The 17,210-nt window shown below is 72.8% G+C and carries 12 protein-coding genes; 6 read left to right on the top strand and 6 right to left on the bottom strand.

Annotated features, from left to right (window positions below):
- Positions 1 to 173 precede the first annotated feature (173 nt).
- From VFO26_RS17260 to VFO26_RS17235, 6 genes are read left to right on the top strand one after another with little or no spacing between them, the layout of a single operon-like run.
- Positions 174 to 1,901 carry a hydantoinase B/oxoprolinase family protein gene (locus VFO26_RS17260; protein ID WP_325116323.1) on the top strand — a complete coding sequence of 576 codons (1,728 nt, stop codon included), beginning with the start codon at positions 174 to 176 and terminating at the stop codon, positions 1,899 to 1,901.
- The gene (locus tag VFO26_RS17255) at positions 1,898 to 3,991 is read left to right on the top strand and encodes a hydantoinase/oxoprolinase family protein (protein ID WP_325116322.1); all 2,094 of its coding nucleotides are present in this window, start codon (positions 1,898 to 1,900) and stop codon (positions 3,989 to 3,991) included. The genes VFO26_RS17260 and VFO26_RS17255 overlap by 4 nt, the downstream gene beginning before the upstream one ends.
- Complete coding sequence (locus VFO26_RS17250; protein ID WP_325116321.1) at positions 3,988 to 5,895, top strand: CocE/NonD family hydrolase; 1,908 nt, start codon at positions 3,988 to 3,990, stop codon at positions 5,893 to 5,895. Before VFO26_RS17255 ends, VFO26_RS17250 begins: the two co-directional genes overlap by 4 nt.
- Entirely contained in the window at positions 5,892 to 7,316 is a 1,425-nt protein-coding gene (locus tag VFO26_RS17245) for a formylglycine-generating enzyme family protein (RefSeq protein WP_325116452.1), read from the top strand. The genes VFO26_RS17250 and VFO26_RS17245 overlap by 4 nt, the downstream gene beginning before the upstream one ends.
- Entirely contained in the window at positions 7,313 to 8,464 is a 1,152-nt protein-coding gene (locus tag VFO26_RS17240; protein WP_325116320.1) for a M20 family metallopeptidase, read from the top strand. Before VFO26_RS17245 ends, VFO26_RS17240 begins: the two co-directional genes overlap by 4 nt.
- Positions 8,452 to 10,005, top strand: a complete 1,554-nt coding sequence (locus tag VFO26_RS17235) for an AMP-binding protein (RefSeq protein WP_325116319.1) — start codon at positions 8,452 to 8,454, stop codon at positions 10,003 to 10,005. The genes VFO26_RS17240 and VFO26_RS17235 overlap by 13 nt, the downstream gene beginning before the upstream one ends.
- Here the strand turns inward: VFO26_RS17235 and VFO26_RS17230 are convergent.
- Genes VFO26_RS17230 through VFO26_RS17205 form a run of 6 tightly spaced genes read right to left on the bottom strand, consistent with a single transcriptional unit; the run spans position 10,002 to position 17,158 of the window.
- Complete coding sequence (locus tag VFO26_RS17230) at positions 10,002 to 11,594, bottom strand: N-acyl-D-amino-acid deacylase family protein (RefSeq protein ID WP_325116318.1); 1,593 nt, start codon at positions 11,592 to 11,594, stop codon at positions 10,002 to 10,004. The two genes, VFO26_RS17235 and VFO26_RS17230, sit on opposite strands and share 4 nt — an antisense overlap.
- Complete coding sequence (locus tag VFO26_RS17225; protein ID WP_325116317.1) at positions 11,591 to 12,706, bottom strand: pyridoxal phosphate-dependent aminotransferase; 1,116 nt, start codon at positions 12,704 to 12,706, stop codon at positions 11,591 to 11,593. The genes VFO26_RS17230 and VFO26_RS17225 overlap by 4 nt, the downstream gene beginning before the upstream one ends.
- Positions 12,703 to 14,385, bottom strand: coding sequence for a CocE/NonD family hydrolase (locus VFO26_RS17220; protein WP_325116316.1), 1,683 nt, complete (start codon positions 14,383 to 14,385; stop codon positions 12,703 to 12,705). Before VFO26_RS17220 ends, VFO26_RS17225 begins: the two co-directional genes overlap by 4 nt.
- Complete coding sequence (locus tag VFO26_RS17215) at positions 14,382 to 15,425, bottom strand: oligopeptide/dipeptide ABC transporter ATP-binding protein (RefSeq protein ID WP_325116315.1); 1,044 nt, start codon at positions 15,423 to 15,425, stop codon at positions 14,382 to 14,384. The genes VFO26_RS17220 and VFO26_RS17215 overlap by 4 nt, the downstream gene beginning before the upstream one ends.
- On the bottom strand, positions 15,422 to 16,426 hold the full coding sequence (locus tag VFO26_RS17210) for an ABC transporter ATP-binding protein (protein WP_325116314.1): 1,005 nt from the start codon (positions 16,424 to 16,426) through the stop codon (positions 15,422 to 15,424). Before VFO26_RS17210 ends, VFO26_RS17215 begins: the two co-directional genes overlap by 4 nt.
- Positions 16,427 to 17,158, bottom strand: coding sequence for a GntR family transcriptional regulator (locus VFO26_RS17205; RefSeq protein WP_325116313.1), 732 nt, complete (start codon positions 17,156 to 17,158; stop codon positions 16,427 to 16,429). It lies immediately after the preceding gene.
- Positions 17,159 to 17,210 lie beyond the last annotated feature (52 nt).

The following is a 17,210-nucleotide window of genomic DNA, read 5'->3' as shown; positions in this document are numbered from 1 at the left end:
AAGGGCGAACGGGTGCCGATCTCGTGCCGATCCGTCCACAGGCGGCGCGACGAGAACCACGCACGATCGACGGACGGCAAAGCCGGGTTGTCCGCCGGGGACCCGACCGCGAGCCCGCGAGCTGTGGAGGAGCTGGCACAGAGTTGTGACAGCGGAAGGCTCGACAGAGAACGGTGTCTGACACCGCCCGCACGCCCACAGTCGACCCGATCACCTTCGAGGTGATCCGCAACGCGCTCGTCGCGGCGACCGACGAGATGGTGCTCTCGCTCAAGCGGAGCGCCTACTCCACGAACATCAAGACCCGCTCGGACTTCTCCTGCGCGTTCTTCGACGCGGGCCTGCGGCCCATCGCACAGGGCTTCGCGCAGCCGGTGCACCTGGGGTCGATGGTGCAACAGATCCCCCAGGCGATCCGGCGGTACGGGCCGGAGCGGCTCGAGCGCGGCGACATGCTGATCACCAACGACCCCTACCCGAGCGGCGTGCACCTCAACGACATGAGCCTGATCGCACCGGTGCACGTCGACGACGAGCTGATCGGCTACGTCGCGAACCTGGCGCACCACGTGGACGTCGGGGGAGGCGCGCCGGCGTCGATCGGGGCGTTCCGCGAGGTGTTCCAGGAGGGCGTGATCGTCCCGCCCGTGCGGCTCGTCCGCGACGGGTCGATCGTGGACGACGTGTTCCGGCTGCTGCTCGGGCAGATCCGCTCGAAGCACGAGACCGCTGGCGACCTGCGTGCCCAGGTCGCGGCGAACACGACGGGCGTGAGGCGCATCCAGTCGCTCGTCGGGAGGCACGGCCGCGGAACGGTGCTCCGGACGATGGACGAGCTGGTCGACTACACCGAGCGACGGGCGCGGGCAGAGCTCGAGGCGCTCCCGCACGGCACGTACGGGTCCGAGGGCTCGGTCGACACGGACGGCTACACGGACGAGCGGGTGCAGCTCCGGGCACGCGTCACGATCTCCCCCGAGGGAGTGCACTTCGACCTGGCCGGCTGCGACCCGCAGCGGCGCGCGCCGGTCAACTCGACCTACGCGCAGACGTTCTCGGCGTGCGCGTACGTCGTGAAGTGCCTGATCGACCCCGATCTGCCGGTCAACGAGGGCTTCTACCGGCTCGTGACCCTCGACGCGCCCGCGGGCACGGTCGTCAACTGCGCCTGGCCGGCCCCCGTGGTCGGCGGATGGGAGACGCAGACGCGCCTCACCGACGTCATGTTCCACGCGCTCCTGCCTGCCTTCCCGGACCGCCTGCCCGCGGGGACGAAGGCGATGATGGCGCAGGCGGGCTTCGGGAGCCTCGACGAGGTTGCCGGGAAGTACGTCTGCTTCTACGACACGTTCGCCGGCGGCTACGGCGGCCGCGCGGCGAGCGACGGCCCCGACGCCGTGCAGGCGCACGGGCAGAACACCGAGAACGCGCCGATCGAGGAGACGGAGCTCAACTACCCCGTGCGCATCCCGCGCCTCTCGCTCGTCGAGGACTCCGACGGCGCCGGGCGCCACCGCGGCGGCCTCGGTCTCCGGAAGGACTACCGCTTCGATCGCCCCACGACGTTCACGATCCTCGCCGACCGTGACAAGAGCGGCCCGCACGGGGTCTTCGGCGGCCTGGCAGGGCGGGAGGCCGAGTACGTCCTGATCCGTGGCGGGCAGGAGACGCGGCTCGGCTCGAAGGTGACCGTCGAGCTCGAGCCCGGCGACGTCGTCAGCTGCCGCACGTGCGGCGGCGGCGGCTACGGGCCGCCCGAGGAGCGCGATCCCGAGCTGGTGGCTCGCGACGTGCGCGAGGGCAAGGTCGGCGCGGAGCGCGCGCGGGACGTCTACCGGGTCGCCGTCGTCGCGGGCGCGGTGGACGAGGCGGAGACGAGCGTCCTCCGGGGATCCTCGTGAGCAGCCGCCTTGCGATCGACATCGGCGGCACGTTCACGGACGCGACGCTGATCGACGAGGAGACCGGCGCCGTCGCCATCGCCAAGGTCTCGTCCACGCCCGCCGACCCGTCGCTCGGGTTCATGGAAGCCGCGCAGCGGATCCTCGCGGAGTCGGGCGTCGCGGCGTCCGACGTCCGCTTCGTCGTCCACGGGACGACCGTCGCGACGAACGCGATCATCGAGGGGAACGTCGCCCGCAGCGGGTTCGTGACCACCGAGGGCTTCCGCGACCTGCTCGAGATCGCACGCCAGACCCGCCCCACCCTGTACGACACGCGCTTCGAGAAGCCCCCGCCGCTCGTCCCCCGGGACCGCGCGTTCGGCGTGCGGGAGCGGCTCGGCCCCGAGGGCGACGTGGTGACGCCGCTCGACGACGACTCGGTGCGTGCGGTCGGGGCAGCTCTCAGGGACGCCTCCGTCGAGTCGGTGGCCGTGTGCCTGCTCCACGCGTACGTCAACCCCGCGCACGAGCTGCGGGTCGGCGAGATCCTCGCGGAGATGCTGCCGGGCGTCCCGATCTCGCTCTCGTCGGAGGTGGCGCCCGAGTTCCGCGAGTACCTCCGCGCCTCCACGACCGTGATCAACGCAGCGATCCGCCCGGTGGTCGCTCGCTACCTGGAGAACATCGAGCGCCGCCTCGCCGATGCGGGCGTCTCGGCCGAGCTGCTGGTGATGCAGTCGAGCGGCGGCGTGTTCGGCTCCGGGGCAGCGGCCCGCAGGCCCGTCTTCATGGTGGAGTCCGGCCCCGCAGCGGGGGTGATCGCCTCGGCCAACCTCGGGAGCGTGCTCGGCCACGCGGACGTGCTCTCCTTCGACATGGGCGGCACGACGGCGAAGGTGGGGCTGATCCAGGACGGGGCGCCGTCGGTGACCAAGGACTACTCGGTCGGCTCGCACGCCGCACCCGGCCTCGGGGGGCAGTCGCTCTCCGGCTACCCGGTGCGCACACCCGTGATCGACCTCGTCGAGATCGGCGCGGGGGGAGGCTCGATCGCGTGGGTCGACTCCGGCGGGATGCTGCGGGTCGGGCCGCGGAGCGCGGGCGCCGATCCCGGGCCGGTCTGCTACCGGCGTGGGGGCGCGGAGCCGACCGTCACGGACGCGAACCTCGTCCTCGGCCGCCTCAATCCCGGCTACTTCCTCGGAGGCGAGATCGCGCTCGACGTCGACGGCGCGCGGGAGGCGATCGAGGAGCGGTGTGCGAAGCCCCTCGGCCTCGACCTCGTCGCAGCCGCCAACGGGATCGTCGAGATCGCGAACGCGGCGATGGTGAACGCACTCCACCTGATCTCCGTGCAGCGGGGCTACGACCCCCGGAACTTCGTTCTCGTCGGCTTCGGCGGCGCCGGGCCGCTGCACGCGAACGCGCTCGCGCGGGACACCGAGATGCCCACGCTTGTCGTCCCGGTCGCGCCCGGGATCTTCTCCGCCACCGGCCTCCTCGGGACCGACCTCGAGCGCGACTCGAGCATCACGCTCCTCCGTCCGCTCGACGAGCTCGACGAGAACGAGGTCGAGCGGGCCTTCGCCGAGCTCGAGGCCGGAGGCGCCGCGGAGCTCGCGCGCGAGGGAATCGCCGGAGAGCGCGTCACGTTCGTGCGCAGGATCGACATGCGCTACGTCGGCCAGAGCTTCGAGTTGACGATCCCCCTGCCTGAGGGCGCCGTGGACGCCGGCCGGGCGGAGGCGCTCCGCGGGCGCTTCCACGCCGAGCACGAGCGCGTGTACGGCTTCAGCGCCCCCGGCGAGCCGGCCGAGGTCGTCAGCCTCCGTCTCACGACCGTGGGACGCATCGACAAGCCGCCGCTGCGGCCGCTCGAGCGCGCCGCGGGCACGCCGGAGCCGAAGGAGCGCCGACAGGTCTTCTTCGCGGAGGCCGAGGGCTTCGTGGACTGCCCGATCCACGATCGCTACGCGCTCGGCGCGGGTGCGACGCTCGCAGGCCCCGTCGTGGTCGAGGAGCTCGACTCCACCGTCGTCGTCCACCCGGGCTACGGCCTCCGTGTCGACGACGTCGGCAACCTCGTCATCCGAAGGGAGAGCGCGTGAGCACGGCGTACGGGATCCTCCTCGCGAAGGACGTGATGGTCGCGATGCGGGACGGGATCAGGCTCGCCACCGATGTCTACCGTCCGGCGCGGGACGGCGAGCCCGTCGCCGGCCGGTTCCCGACGATCCTGCTCCGCACCCCGTACGACAAGACCGACCGCCGCTACAGCGAGATCGCGGACTTCTTCACGCCTCGTGGGTATGCCGTCGTCCTCCAGGACATGCGTGACCGGTACCGCTCGGAGGGGACGGGTGACTACTTCCACACGGTCACCGCCCACACGGGCGAGGACGGCTACGACACCGTCGAGTGGATCGCCGCGCAGCCGTGGTCGAACGGCCGCGTCGGCACGGTGGGGAGCTCGTACGCGGCGATCACTCAGGTGCGTGCCGCGCTCGAGCGGCCGCCGCACCTGACGGCGATCTGGCCGGACGTCGTGCCCACGAACAGCTTTCGGAACCAGTCGCGCGAGGGCGGCGCGATGCAGCAGCACATGTTCTGGGCGCTCTTCATCCACGCGCAGGACGCGCAGGAGATCGCCGACGACCCGGCCAGGCAGGCCGAGGTCTGGAGCGACCTCCGCGACCTGCGGCAGCTGTTTCGCTCGGGCCCACCGTGGGAGCGGGGACAGACCTCCCTCAGGCACGTGCCGCCGCTCGAGCAGGCGCTGATCGACTACTCGACCCGCGGGACCTACGACGAGTACTGGCAGCGGATCGAGAACGACTTCACCCGGTACTGGGACCGCCATGCGGACATCCCCGGCACGTTCTCGACGGGGTGGTACGACCCGTTCCCCGCCGCCGACTCGGAGTACTACGCCGCGATGGCGCGGCAGAGCACGGCTCCGCAGCGGCTCGTGATCGGGCCGTGGAGCCATGTCGGCATGCGCGGCGACGCCACGTTCTGCCACGACGTCGACTTCGGGCCCGACAGCGCGTGGGGCGTGCAGCGCTACTTCGAGGAGCAGCTCGCCTTCTTCTCCCGCTGGCTGCCCGACGACGCGGCGGGGCAGCCCGACGGCGAGGCGCCGGTGCGGATCTTCGTGATGGGGGGTGGCAGCGGCCGGAAGACGGCGGAGGGGAAGCTCGACCACGGGGGCCTTTGGCGCGAGGAACGGGAGTGGCCGCTCGCCCGTGCGGTCGCCACGCCGTACTTCCTCCAGCCCGACGGGTCACTGTCCGCCGAGCCTCCCCCGGGCGAGACCGAGCCGCGCCGCTTCACGTTCGACCCGGAGCGTCCCGTACCCACGATCGGCGGGCTCTACTGCTCGATCGGCGAGCTGCCGGCCGAGGGGGCCGGCATGGAGCAGGCCTGGGCGAGGCTCCTGAACCCGGTCCTGCGGCTGCGCGACCTCCTCACGCCCGGCCCCGCCGACCAGAAGGAGTCGCCGGCCTACTTCGGCTCGGCCGAGCCGTACCCACGGCTCTCGGAGCGGCAGGACGTCCTCGTCTTCCAGACCGAGCCGCTGGCCGATGCCGTCGAGGTGACGGGGCCGATGGAGGTCCGCCTGTGGGTCTCCACGAGCGCGCTCGACACCGACTTCACGGCCAAGCTCGTCGACGTGCACCCCGCGAACGACGACTACCCCGACGGCTACGACATGCTCCTCAACGACTCGGTCATCCGCTGCCGCTACAGGGAGGGCTTCGATCGCGAGGTGCCGATGGAGCCGGGTCGCGTCGTCCCGGTCACGATCACGCTGCCGCCGACGAGCAACCTCTTCGACGTGGGTCACCGGATCAGGCTCGACGTCTCCTCCTCGAACTGGCCCCGCCTCGACGTGAACCCGAACACGGGCGAGCCGATCGGGCGGCACACGCACACGGTCGTCGCCGAGCAGTCCGTCTACGCGGACGCCGAGCACCCGTCCCACGTCGTCCTGCCGGTGATCCCGCGCTGACCGGGGCGCCGCTCGCCCTCGACTGGCGGCTCGTCCCCGCGGGGCCGTTCACCATGGGGAGCGACCCCGCCGCCGAGCACGCTCCCGACGCCGACGAGGCGCCCCGGCACACGGTCTACCTCGACACGTTCCGGCTGGGCCGCACGCCGGTGACGAACGCGCAGTACCGGTCGTTCGTCGCTGCGACGGGCCGTCGACCGCCCGCCTGCTGGCCCGACGGCGTCGTTCCGAAGGGGCGCGAGCTCCATCCGGTGACCTACGTCTCGTGGCACGACGCAGATGCCTTCTGCGGCTGGGCGGGCGGCGCGCTGCCGACCGAGGCGCAGTGGGAGCGCGCGGCGCGCGGCGATGACGCGCGGACTTGGCCGTGGGGCGATCGGCCGCCGACGTCGGGCCACGCCGTGACCGGCGTGGAAGACACACGGCCGGTCGGCGGCCGTCGGGAGGGAGCGGGGCCGTTCGGCCACCTGGACCTCGCCGGCAACGCGTGGGAGTGGACGTCGAGCCTCCGCCACGCCTACCCGTACGACTCGAACGACGGCCGCGAGGCTGAGGGGGACGCTGCGCGCGTCCTGCGCGGCGGCGCATTCATCCACGGGCCGGGAGACGTGCGCTCCTCCTCGCGCTTCGGGATGCTGCCCGGCGCGATCGACCACTACGTCGGCTTCCGTCTCGCGGCGCCGGCCGGGCTCGACGTCGACGGGATCGACCTGCTCGACGTGCCCGCCGGACGGGTCGTGCTGGGGAACGATCCGCGCCCGGCGGGCGGCCCGACACGTCCCGACGAAGCTCCACAGGCCGCCGTCGACGTCGCGGCCTTCGAGTTGACGGCGACGCCGGTCACGAACGAGCAGTACGGCGCGTTCGTCCGCGCGACGGGCGGCGCTGCGCCGACCCACTGGAACGGGGGCGGCGTCCCGGACGGCCTCGCGCACCACCCCGTCACCCATGTCGATCGCGACGAGGCGGCTGCCTTCTGCGCCTGGGCCGGGGGGCGCCTGCCCACGGAGGCCGAGTGGGAGAAGGGCGCGCGCGGCCTCGACGCCCGGCGCTACCCGTGGGGCGAGGACGAGCCGGGCGCCGGCCGGGCGAACGCAGGAAGGGGCGCCAGGCATGGAGGGACGGCGCCGGTCGGCGCCTCGCCCTCGGGCGCGTCCCCGTACGGTCTCCTCGACATGGCCGGGAACGTCTGGGAATGGGTCTCCACCGCATACCGGCCGTACCCGTACCGCTCCGACGACGGGCGTGAGGACGGGTCGGCCGCCGAGCCGGGCGTGCTGCGCGGCGGATCCTTCGCCAGCCTGACTGCCTCCCACCTGCGCTGCGCGCGCCGAAGCGCGAGCTGGCCGGGCCGGCGAAGCGCCCACATCGGCTTCCGGGTCGCGAGAGATGCGACACGACGAGAGAAGATCGCCGCATGACCGCCCGCGTGGACCCCGACCGCCTCCGCGACCTGACGCTCGAGCTCGTCGAGATCGAGAGCCCCACCGGCGACACCGCGGCCGTCGCGCGGCGGTACGCCGAGCGCCTGCGCGAGTTCGGCCTCGAGGTCGAGGTGCTGGACGAGCGGTTCCCCGAGACCCCGATCGTGATCGGCACGCTCCGCGGCGGCGCGCCGGGGCCGACGATCGTCCTCAACGGCCACCTCGACACCGTCCCGATCCCGCACGAGCCACCCCGTGTCGAGGCCGGTCGCGTCTGGGGCCGGGGCAGCGCGGACATGAAGGGCCCCGTGGCGGCGGCCACCGAGGCTGTCCGGGCCGTCGCCGAGTCCGGCCGCAGGTTCCCGGGAGAGCTCGTGCTCGTGGCGATCGGCCTCCACGAGGCCCCCGGCGGGCGCGGCGAGGACCTCACGTGGCTCCTCGGCGAGCACGGCCTCGAAGCGGACTACGCGATCGTCTGCGAGCTGGCCGGCGACCGGCTCGTCGTGGCGCACATGGGCCAGGCGACGGTCGAGATCGAGATCGCACGGGAGGGGATGGCGACGCACGAGCTCCAGACCCCCACCGGCACGCCGCACCCGATCCTCGTCGCCGCGCGCGTGATCGAGGCGATCCGCGAGCGGAACGAGGAGCTCGCGGCGACCGAGCACCCGTGGGTCGGCGCCGAGACGTACTTCCTGGGCGAGGTGCACGGCGGCGACTTCTACAACCGCCATCCGGCGACGTGCCGCCTGGTGGGGACGCGGCGCTGGGCGCCAGGCAACACCCTCGAGGCCGTGCAGGCCGAGTACGACGCGCTGGTCGAGCCGATCGCCGCCGCGACGGGCTGCGCGATCGACGTGCGGCTGAAGCTGGTTCGCGACGCGTACTCGATCGACCCCGGGCACCCGCTGGCGCTCGCCCTGCGCGGCGGGTACGAGGAGGTGACCGGCGAGGCGCTGGCGGCCACCGGTGTCAAGGTCGTGGCCGACGCGGCGATCTTCCAGGCGGTCGGCGCGATCCCGACCGTGTACCACGGCCCGCGGGGCGAGGGCGCCCACGCGGACATCGAGTCGATCGCGGTCGACGAGCTCGTCCGCTCCGCGCGGATCTACCTCGCGACCCTCGAGCGCCTGTGGGCGACGTGAGCACGCCGTCGTACGAAGAGCTTCGGTCGACCTTCCACTGGGAGCTGCCCGCCGCCTTCAACCTCGGCGTCCAGGCGTGCGAGCGGCACCCGCGGGCCGATCCGGCGATCCTCGTGACCGACGGGCGCATCGTCACGCGGACGGTGTCCTTCGGCGACCTCTCGGACGACTCGAACCGGCTCGCGAATGTCCTGCGCGGGCTCGGCGTGGTCGAGCGCGACCGCGTCGGGATCGTCCTCCCGCAGCGACCGGAGACGGCCGTCGCCCACATCGCGATCGCCAAGCTGGGCGCGATCGCCCTGCCGCTCAGCATCCTCTTCGGGCCGGATGCGCTCGAGACGAGGCTCCGCGACGCCGACGTGCGCGCCGTGCTCGGGGAGGGCGATCCTCTCGAACGCATCGGCGCGCTCGGGGTCGACGCGCCTCTCGTCGACGTCGACCGCGACCTGCCACGGCTGCTGGAGTCTGCCTCGCCGAGCTTCGTGCCCGTCGAGACCGGCCCGGACACGCCCGCGCTGCTCGTCTACACGTCGGGCACGACAGGGCCGCCGAAGGGCGCCCTCCACGGCCATCGCGTGCTCGCGGGCCATCTGCCCGGGTTCGAGCTCTCGCACGACTTCTTCCCGCGGCCCGACGACCGCATCTGGACGCCCGCGGACTGGGCCTGGATCGGCGGTCTCTACGACGTGCTGATGCCCTCGCTCCACCACGGCCGCCCGGTCGTCGCCTACAGCGGCGGCAAGTTCGACCCCGAGCGCGCGTTCGACCTGATCGGGCGTCTCGACATACGGAACGTCTTCATGCCTGCGACCGCGCTCCGGCTGATGCGACGCCACGACGGCGGCGCGCCCGTGGAGCTGAGGACGGTCGGGAGCGGCGGCGAGACGGTCGGAGCCGAGACGGCGTCCTGGTGCGAGGAGCGTCTCGGCGCGCGCCTGAACGAGTTCTACGGCCAGACCGAGGCGAACCTCCTCGTCGGCAACTCGTGTGCCTGGGAGGCCAGGCAGGGCTCGATGGGGCTGCCCTACCCGGGTCACGACGTTCGGCTGATCGACGGCGAGGTGTGCGTGCGGGTCGAGGGCGACCCCGTGGTCTTCCTCGGCTACTGGCGCGACGAGGAGGCCACCGCCGGCAAGGTGCGGGACGGGTGGCTGCACACCGGCGACCAGGCCGTCGAGGACGGCGACGGCTACCTCTTCTTCGTGGGGCGGGACGACGACGTGATCTCGAGCGCCGGCCATCGCATCGGGCCGGGAGAGGTCGAGGAGTGCCTGATCCGCCACCCGGCAGTCGCGTTGGCGGCCGTGATCGGCTCCCCCGACGCCGAGCGCGGGGAGGTCGTGAAGGCGTTCGTCGTCACGACGCCGGGCGTCGAGCGCGGCGAGGCGCTCGCGACCGAGCTGCAGGCCTTCGTGCGCGAGCGGCTCGCCGCGTACGAGTACCCACGGTCGGTCGCCTTCGTCGACGCGCTCCCGATGACGGTGACCGGGAAGATCCGAAGGGGCGAGCTGCGGCGGCTGGACCGCGCCGACCAGGGCTAGCGCACCACGCCGCCGGGGCGAGCGCCTGTCGGAGCGCCGTCCTTCCACACGCGCTCACCCGCGACCCAGACGCCGACGACGCCGTCCGGCGCGCGGCACGGATCGTCGTACGTCGCCGTGTCGACGAAGCGCTCCGGGTCGAGCAGCACGAGGTCTGCGCGCAGTCCCTCCGCGATCCGGCCGCGGTCGCCGAGCCCGAGCAGGGCGGCGGGACGGGAGGTCAGCCGCGCGATCCCCTCCTCGGCGGTCAGCACCCCTTCGAGGAGCGAGAGCCTGCCGAGGAACCGCGCGGCGGTGCCCCAGAGCCGCGGGTGGGGACGGCCGCCGAAGATGCCGTCCGACCCGACGAGCTGCCGTGGATGCCGTGCGATCTCCCGGACGGCCGCCTCGCCCGCGTAGTGCAGCACCATCGTCACGTCGAGGCCCGTGCCGCCGAGGAGGTCGAGCGCGACGTCGACCGCCGCGCCGAGGGAGCGGTCGCCCGCGAGGTCGGCGAGCGTCCGCCCGATCGCCTCCTCGTGCGGCGGCGCCGCGTCCGCGATCGTGATCCGCCCGGGGCCGAGCGTTCCCAGGAGGTTCTCCCAGCCCGGAAGCCCGTCGGCGACGTCGCGCGCGATCCGCGTCCGCTCCTCGGTCCGGGCGAGCCTCGCGAGTGTCGCGTCCGCGCCGCCCTCCTGCGCCCAGCGCGGGAGGATGCTCGCGAGCAACGTGCTGCCCGCTCCGTACGGGTACTGGTCGAAGCTCAGCGAGACGTCGTCGCCCGCCTCGTCGAGGAGCTCCAGGAGCGGACCGATCATCCGCTCGTCCGCCATCGCCTTCAGGTGAGAGACGTGCAGGGCCGCGCCCGATGCCCGGGCGACGTCGACCATCTCCTCGACCGCCTCGAGCAGGCCGAGCCCCTCGTTGCGGACGTGCGGGACGATCGGAATCCCCGCGGCCGCCGCCTCCTCCGCCAGCGCGACGAGCTCCTCCCTCGCGGCGTGAGCACCGGGCAGGTAGACGAGGCCGAAGGAGAGCATGCGCGCTCCCGCCTCGATCCCGGCCCGCACCTCCGCGCGCATCGCCCGGAGCTCGCCCCCGGTCGGTCGCCTGTCGGCAGGCCCGATGACGAGGTCGCGCACCGCTCCGTGGCCGACCGACGGCACGAGCGACGTCGCGGGCCGGGTCTCGTCGAGCGCGTCCAGGAAGCCGGCGAAGGTCGTCCACTCCCAGACCTCCGGGCCGTTCCCCTCGAGCGGCCGCAGGTAGTCGCGTCGCCGGCGCCAGTGCTCCGACGCCACGGGCGCGGGGGCGAGCCCATCGGGGCAGATCACCTCGGTGGTGAAGCCCTGCGCGAGCTTCGGGCACTGCAGCGGGTCGTCGAACGGTGCGAGCGCAGAGTGCGCATGGAGGTCGACGAAGCCGGGGCAGAGCATCAGCCCGCTCCCGTCGACGACCTCCCGCGCAGCCGCCGCCTCGTCTCTGTGCCGATCCGACCGGAGCGGCCCGAGCGCCACGATGCGGCCGTCGGCGACGGCCACGTCGGCGTGACCCGGCGGCCCGTCTCCCGGATAGACCATCGCCCCGCGGATCAGGAGGTCGATGGTCACGTGGCGAAGAGCCGTCGGGTCTCCGCCCAGCGGCCGAGCGCGGCAGCGAGAGCGTCCGCCGCCGCCGACGCCCCGCCGAACGGGACACGGGCCCAGGAGGGCGCCTGAAAGTGCCGCCCGTCGACGGCCCGGATCCCGGCCACGACGAGCTCGTCGGCGAGCCCTTCACGTCCAGCCGAGACGAAGAGGAACGGCCCGCCGTCCGGCGGCACGAGCCTGAGACCGCCAGACGCCTCGACGGCCGCGACGGCGGCGTCGCGATCCGCGGCAAGCTGTGCGTACACCGCCTCCAGCCAGTCGCGCGGCCCGTCGAGCGCGGCGAGCGCCGCGGCCTGCGGCGCGATCCCGACGCGCAGCACGTCCCACTCGAGCGCGGCGGCCACACCGTCGACGAGGGCCGCGGGCCCCGCGACGAGCCCGAGGCGCAGGTGGGGGAGCAGGAGGCTCTTGCCGAGGCTGCGGATCAGCACCACGCGCTCGGCGCCGGGGAACGCCGACGCGAGGCCGACGCCCCAGAGGGCCGCCTCGTACGCCTCGTCGGTGACGACCACGAGGCCGTGGCGGTCTGCGACCGTGAGGACGGCCGCGACCTCGTCGGCCGACGGGACCCGTCCGGTCGGGTTGACCGGGTTGCAGAGGAGCAGCGCCCGCGTCCTCGGCCCGACCGCGCGCGCAAGCGCCTCCGCGTCCCAGGCCCACCCGTCCTCCGGCGAGCCCAGGACGTACACCGGGACACCGCCCGCGGAGCGGATCGGCCCCTCGAAGAAGAAGCAGGGGGCCGGGACGACCACCTCGTCGCCCGGGCCGAGCAGGCTGCGGAAGCACAGCCCGAGTGCGTGCATCGCGCCGTTGGTGACGACGAGCTCGCGCTCGGGGTCGACGGGGCGTCCCGTGGCGGCGACGACACTCGCGAGCCGCTCGCGCAGCCGCGGCAGCCCGCGGGGGTGCGGCGCCGGCGACGCCGCCCCGAGCGCGGCCGCGACCGCCTCGACGACGTGCGGAGGAAGCGCGGGAGCCGGTGTCCCGTGCAGCGGCACGACCTCGTTGCCCGAGGCGGCGACCGCGCTCAGCCGTTCGTCGGCCTCGTTCGTCGGGAAGCGGCCGCCGTTCACGCCGGCACGACGGGGAGCAGCACGTGCGAGGGATACCGGGCGGTGTGGAGGACGCTCTGACGCGCGACCTTCATGCGCGTCCCGGTGGCGACGTCCTCGCCCGTGTTGAGGTTGCGCGAGAAGCGCGGGAAGCTCGAGCTCGTGACGTCGACCCGGATGCGGTGCCCGCGCCCGAAGACGTTCGCGACGGGGTAGAGGCGGATCCGGTACTCGGCGACCTCGCCCGGCTCCAGGAGCTCCACGGACTCCCCCTCCAGGCTGTCGCGATACCGCGCGCGGATGACCCCCTCCGTGAGGACGATCGACCGGCCGTCCGGGTACACGTCGCAGAGCCGAACGAGGAAGTCCGTGTCCCTCGCCGACGAGGCTGCGTAGAGCGTCATCTCGACGGGGCCGATCACCTCGAGCTGGTCGTGGAGCGGCGCGGTCGTGTAGGTGAGCACGTCGTCGCGTCCCTCGAGCACGCGCTGGTCGAGGGGCCCCGGGCGGACCGGCGTCTCGGCCCCCTGGGTCATCGTCAGCACCGAGTTGACGCCGCCGATCGTGGGCACCGGGTCGGCGGGGTCGTACTCGTACCGGTCCGCGGGCTCGTCAGACCGAGGCTCGTCGATCGAGAGCTCGCCGCCCCGACGGAGGTGGAAGCGCGTGAACGACGTCCGCGCGAGCGGCCACTCGCGCTCGCCTCGCCACTCGTCGGCCCCGAGGACGTAGAGCTCGGCCGGGGGCCGCTCGTCCCAGCCATTCGACTCCTCGCGGAGGAACCGGTCGTAGAAGACGAGCTCGTGGTCGCGGATCACCGTCAACGCCGGTGAGAGGTCGATGTCGCCCGTGAAGGCCTCGACCTCCTCCTCGTGCGACCACGGCCCCATCAGCACCCGGTTCGGCAGACGGTCGCCGATCGCCGCGAACGAGCGCATGTGCGAGCCGGAGTACGGGTCGAACCAGCCGCCCTGCTGGAAGATCGGGACGTCCACCTTCTCCGGCCGGTGGCGGAACGACTGCCAGTACTCGTCGTTCACCTGGTGCTCCCACCACAGGCGCCAGTAGTCGACCCTGCGCCCGATCGTCACCTCGTCGAGCTCGACCAGCGGGAGGTGGCCGAGGATCCGGTCGCTGAGCACGAGGTCACGCGCGCCGGAGCCCGTGATCAGCGAGAGCGCGCTCGACCAGAGCGCCGCCGCGCCGAGGGTCAGCGCCAGCTGGAACGCGCCGCCCGTCCAGTAGCCGTCCCAGAAGTAGTCGTCGTGGATCACCTGCGGCGCGATGCACTCGAGGTTGGGATGGCCGAGATGGGCGAGCTGCCACTGGACGAGCCCGCCGTAGCTCCGGCCCCACGTGCCGATCCGCCCGTTCGACCACTGTTCCGCGGCGGCCCAGGTCAGCGTGTCGTGGGCATCCCGCCCGTCGTGCTCCCATGCGGTGAAGCGGCCCTCCGACTCGTAGCGGCCGCGGACGTCCACCACGACCGCCGCGTACCCATGCCGCGCGAACCAGACCCCCCACGAGACGAACCGCTCCCGCGTCGACTCGTAGGGCGTCCACTGCACGATCGTGGGCAGGCCCTGCGCGCGGAGCGGCAGGTACACGTCCGCCGAGAGCGAGATCCCGTCCCGCATCGGCACCCGGCGGTCGTGGAGGAGCCGGACCTCCCGGAAGCGCTCGGCTGGTCGTTCGCTCACGCCGCCGTCGAGGGGGCGGGCGCGCCGATCGGCGTGCCGGCGAAGTGGCAGGCGGCCAGGTGCGCTCCACCGTGCTCGACGAGCGGGGGCTCGACCTCGGCGCAGATCTCCTGCGCCAGCGGGCAGCGTGTGCGGAACCGGCAGCCGGAGGGCGGGTCGATCGGGCTGGGCACGTCTCCGGTGAGGACGATTCGGCGCTGCTTGCGGCCGGGGATCGGCTCGGGATTGGCGGAGAGCAGCGCCTGGGTGTACGGGTGCAGGGGCCGCTCGAAGAGATCCTCGGACGTGGCGAGCTCGACGACCTTGCCGAGGTACATCACCGCGATCCGGTCCGAGATGTAGCCGACGACCGCGAGATCGTGGGCGACGAACAGGTACGTCAGGTCGAACTCCTGCTTGAGCTCGACGAGGAGATTCAGCACCTGGGACTGGATCGACACGTCGAGGGCCGAGACGGGCTCGTCGGCCACGATGAACTTCGGCTGCAGGACGAGCGACCGGGCGAGACCGATCCGCTGACGCTGGCCGCCGGAGAACTGGTGCGGATAGCGGTCGGCCGCCTCGGGCGCGAGCCCGACCCGCTCGAGCATGTCGAGCACGGCCGCCTCGCGCGCCTGCCGGTTCCCGAGCCCGTGGATCTTGAGCCCTTCGCCCACGAGCTGCTTGACGGTCATGCGCGGATCCAGCGATCCGACGGAGTCCTGGAACACGATCTGCATGTGACGGCGCGCCGCCTTGAGATCGGCTCCGGACAGGCTCGTCACGTCGACCCCGTCGAAGCGGACCGTGCCGGCCGTCGGCTCGAGGAGGCGCAGGAGCGTCCGCCCGAGCGTGGACTTGCCGCACCCGGACTCGCCCACGAGGCCCACCGTCTCGCCGCGGTAGACGTCGAGATCGACCCCGTCGACGGCCTTCAGGTGGCCCACCGTTCGCTTGAGGATGCCCTTGCGGACGGGGAAGTGCTTCACGACGCCGCGTGCCTCGAGGAGCACCTCCGACGCGACGCGGCCGGGCACCGTGGCGTCCTCCAACGCGGTCACCCGGCCACCTGCGCGGCACCGGGGACGCGCCTGCCGCTCTCGCACAGCCAGCACGCCGACTCCTGCGGCGGGACCGCGAGGAGGGGCGGATCCTCTGTCACGCACCGGTCGAAGGCATACTCGCAGCGCGGCGCGAAACGGCAGCCCGTCGGCCAGTCGAGCGGGCTCGGCACCATCCCCTTGATCGCCTCGAGCGGCTGGGAGTACCGCATCCCGACGATCGGGATCGAGCGCAGCAGCGCCTCGGTGTAGGGGTGCTGCGGGCTCTCGAAGACCTCCGCCACGGGCCCGCGCTCCACGATGCGGCCGGCGTACATCACGGCCACCTCGTCGACCATCTCCGCGACCACGCCGAGGTCGTGCGTGATCAGGAGGATCGCCATCCCGAGCCTCTCCCTCAGGTCCTTCATCAGCTCGAGGATCTGCGCCTGCACGGTCACGTCGAGCGCGGTGGTCGGCTCGTCGGCGATCAGAAGCTTGGGATTGCAGGAGAGAGCCATCGCGATCATCACGCGCTGGCGCATCCCACCCGAGAGCTGGTGCGGGTAGTCCTCGACGCGCTTCTCGGCCGAGGGGATGCCGACGAGGCGCATCATCTCGACCGCGCGCGCGATCGCGTTCCGCTTGTTCAGCCCCTGGTGGAGCTGCACGGCCTCGGCGATCTGGTCGCCCACCGTGAACACCGGGTTGAGGGAGGTCATCGGCTCCTGGAAGATCATCGACATCTCGTTGCCGCGGATGTCGGACATGCGACGCTCGTCGAGCGAGGCCAGGTCCCGCCCCTCGAACACGATCCTCGACCCGGGGTCGACCCGTCCGGGCCGGTCGACGAGCTTCATGATCGACAGCGCGGTGACGGACTTGCCGCTGCCCGACTCGCCGACGATGCCGAGCGTCCGGCCGGGCTCGAGCACGAAGTCGACCCCGTCGACGGCCCGGAGGACGCCGCGCGGGGTCCGGAAGGAGGTGCGCAGGCGCTCGACGCGGAGGAGCTCGGCCATTCAGTCCGACGCGCGGCGCGCCTTCGCCTTCCCCTTCTCGCCCCGCGGGCGCCGCGTCGCCGGCGCCTCGGGTGCCGGCGTCCGCACGACGATGTGCTTCTCCAGCATGCCCAGGACGAGCCTCGGGTCGCGCGTCTGGAGCGCGTCGAGCAGCTCGCGATGCTCCTCGACCATCACCTCCAGGCTGGCGCCCCGCCCGTACCGGAAGAAGTACGCGCGGATCCTGGGCCAGATCGTCCGCCAGATCTGGGCCGTGTGGAGCTGGCCCGCGCTCGTGATCACGATGTCGTGGAAGCGCAGGTCCGCCTCGACCACCTTCGGCAGGTCGTTCGCTCGGGCCGCCCGCTCCATCACCCAGATCTGCTTGCCGAGCTCCGCGAAGTCCGCTTCGGTCATGCGCTCCAGCGCACGCGCGAAGCTGTACCGCTCCAGCACGAGCCGGATCGGGATCAGGACCTCCTGCACCTCGTCGTCGGAGACGCCGAGCACGACCGCGCCCTTGTAGGGCTCGGAGACCACGAGGCCCTCGTTCTCGAGCTGCCGGAGCGCCTCCCGGACCGGGCCGCGACTCGTGCCGAGCTCCTGTGAGAGGGTCGCCTCGATCAGCCGCTCGCCGGGCTCGAACCGGCCGGTGATGATCTCGTTGCGGAGGACGTCGACGACCTGCTGGCCGCGAGGCCCGGTCCTCTCGCGCTTCGGGTCGGGGGCGACGGGCACGGCGTCGGAGCTCACGCGAACCTCTTTCACGACAATGTCGACACTAGCATTGATTGTCGACAATCCC

The organism is Gaiella sp. (assembly GCF_035710885.1).
GTDB lineage: Bacteria > Actinomycetota > Thermoleophilia > Gaiellales > Gaiellaceae > Gaiella.
The sequence above is the reverse complement of the archived record's forward strand: the minus strand, read 5'-3'. Positions and strand labels throughout refer to the sequence as shown.

Bases quoted from the DNA above. Each gene is read 5' to 3' on its own strand.
- VFO26_RS17240 (WP_325116320.1), top strand. From the start codon at position 7,313: ATGACCGCCCGCGTGGACCCCGACCGCCTCCGCGACCTGACGCTCGAG.
- VFO26_RS17210 (WP_325116314.1), bottom strand. From the start codon at position 16,426: ATGGCCGAGCTCCTCCGCGTCGAGCGCCTGCGCACCTCCTTCCGGACC.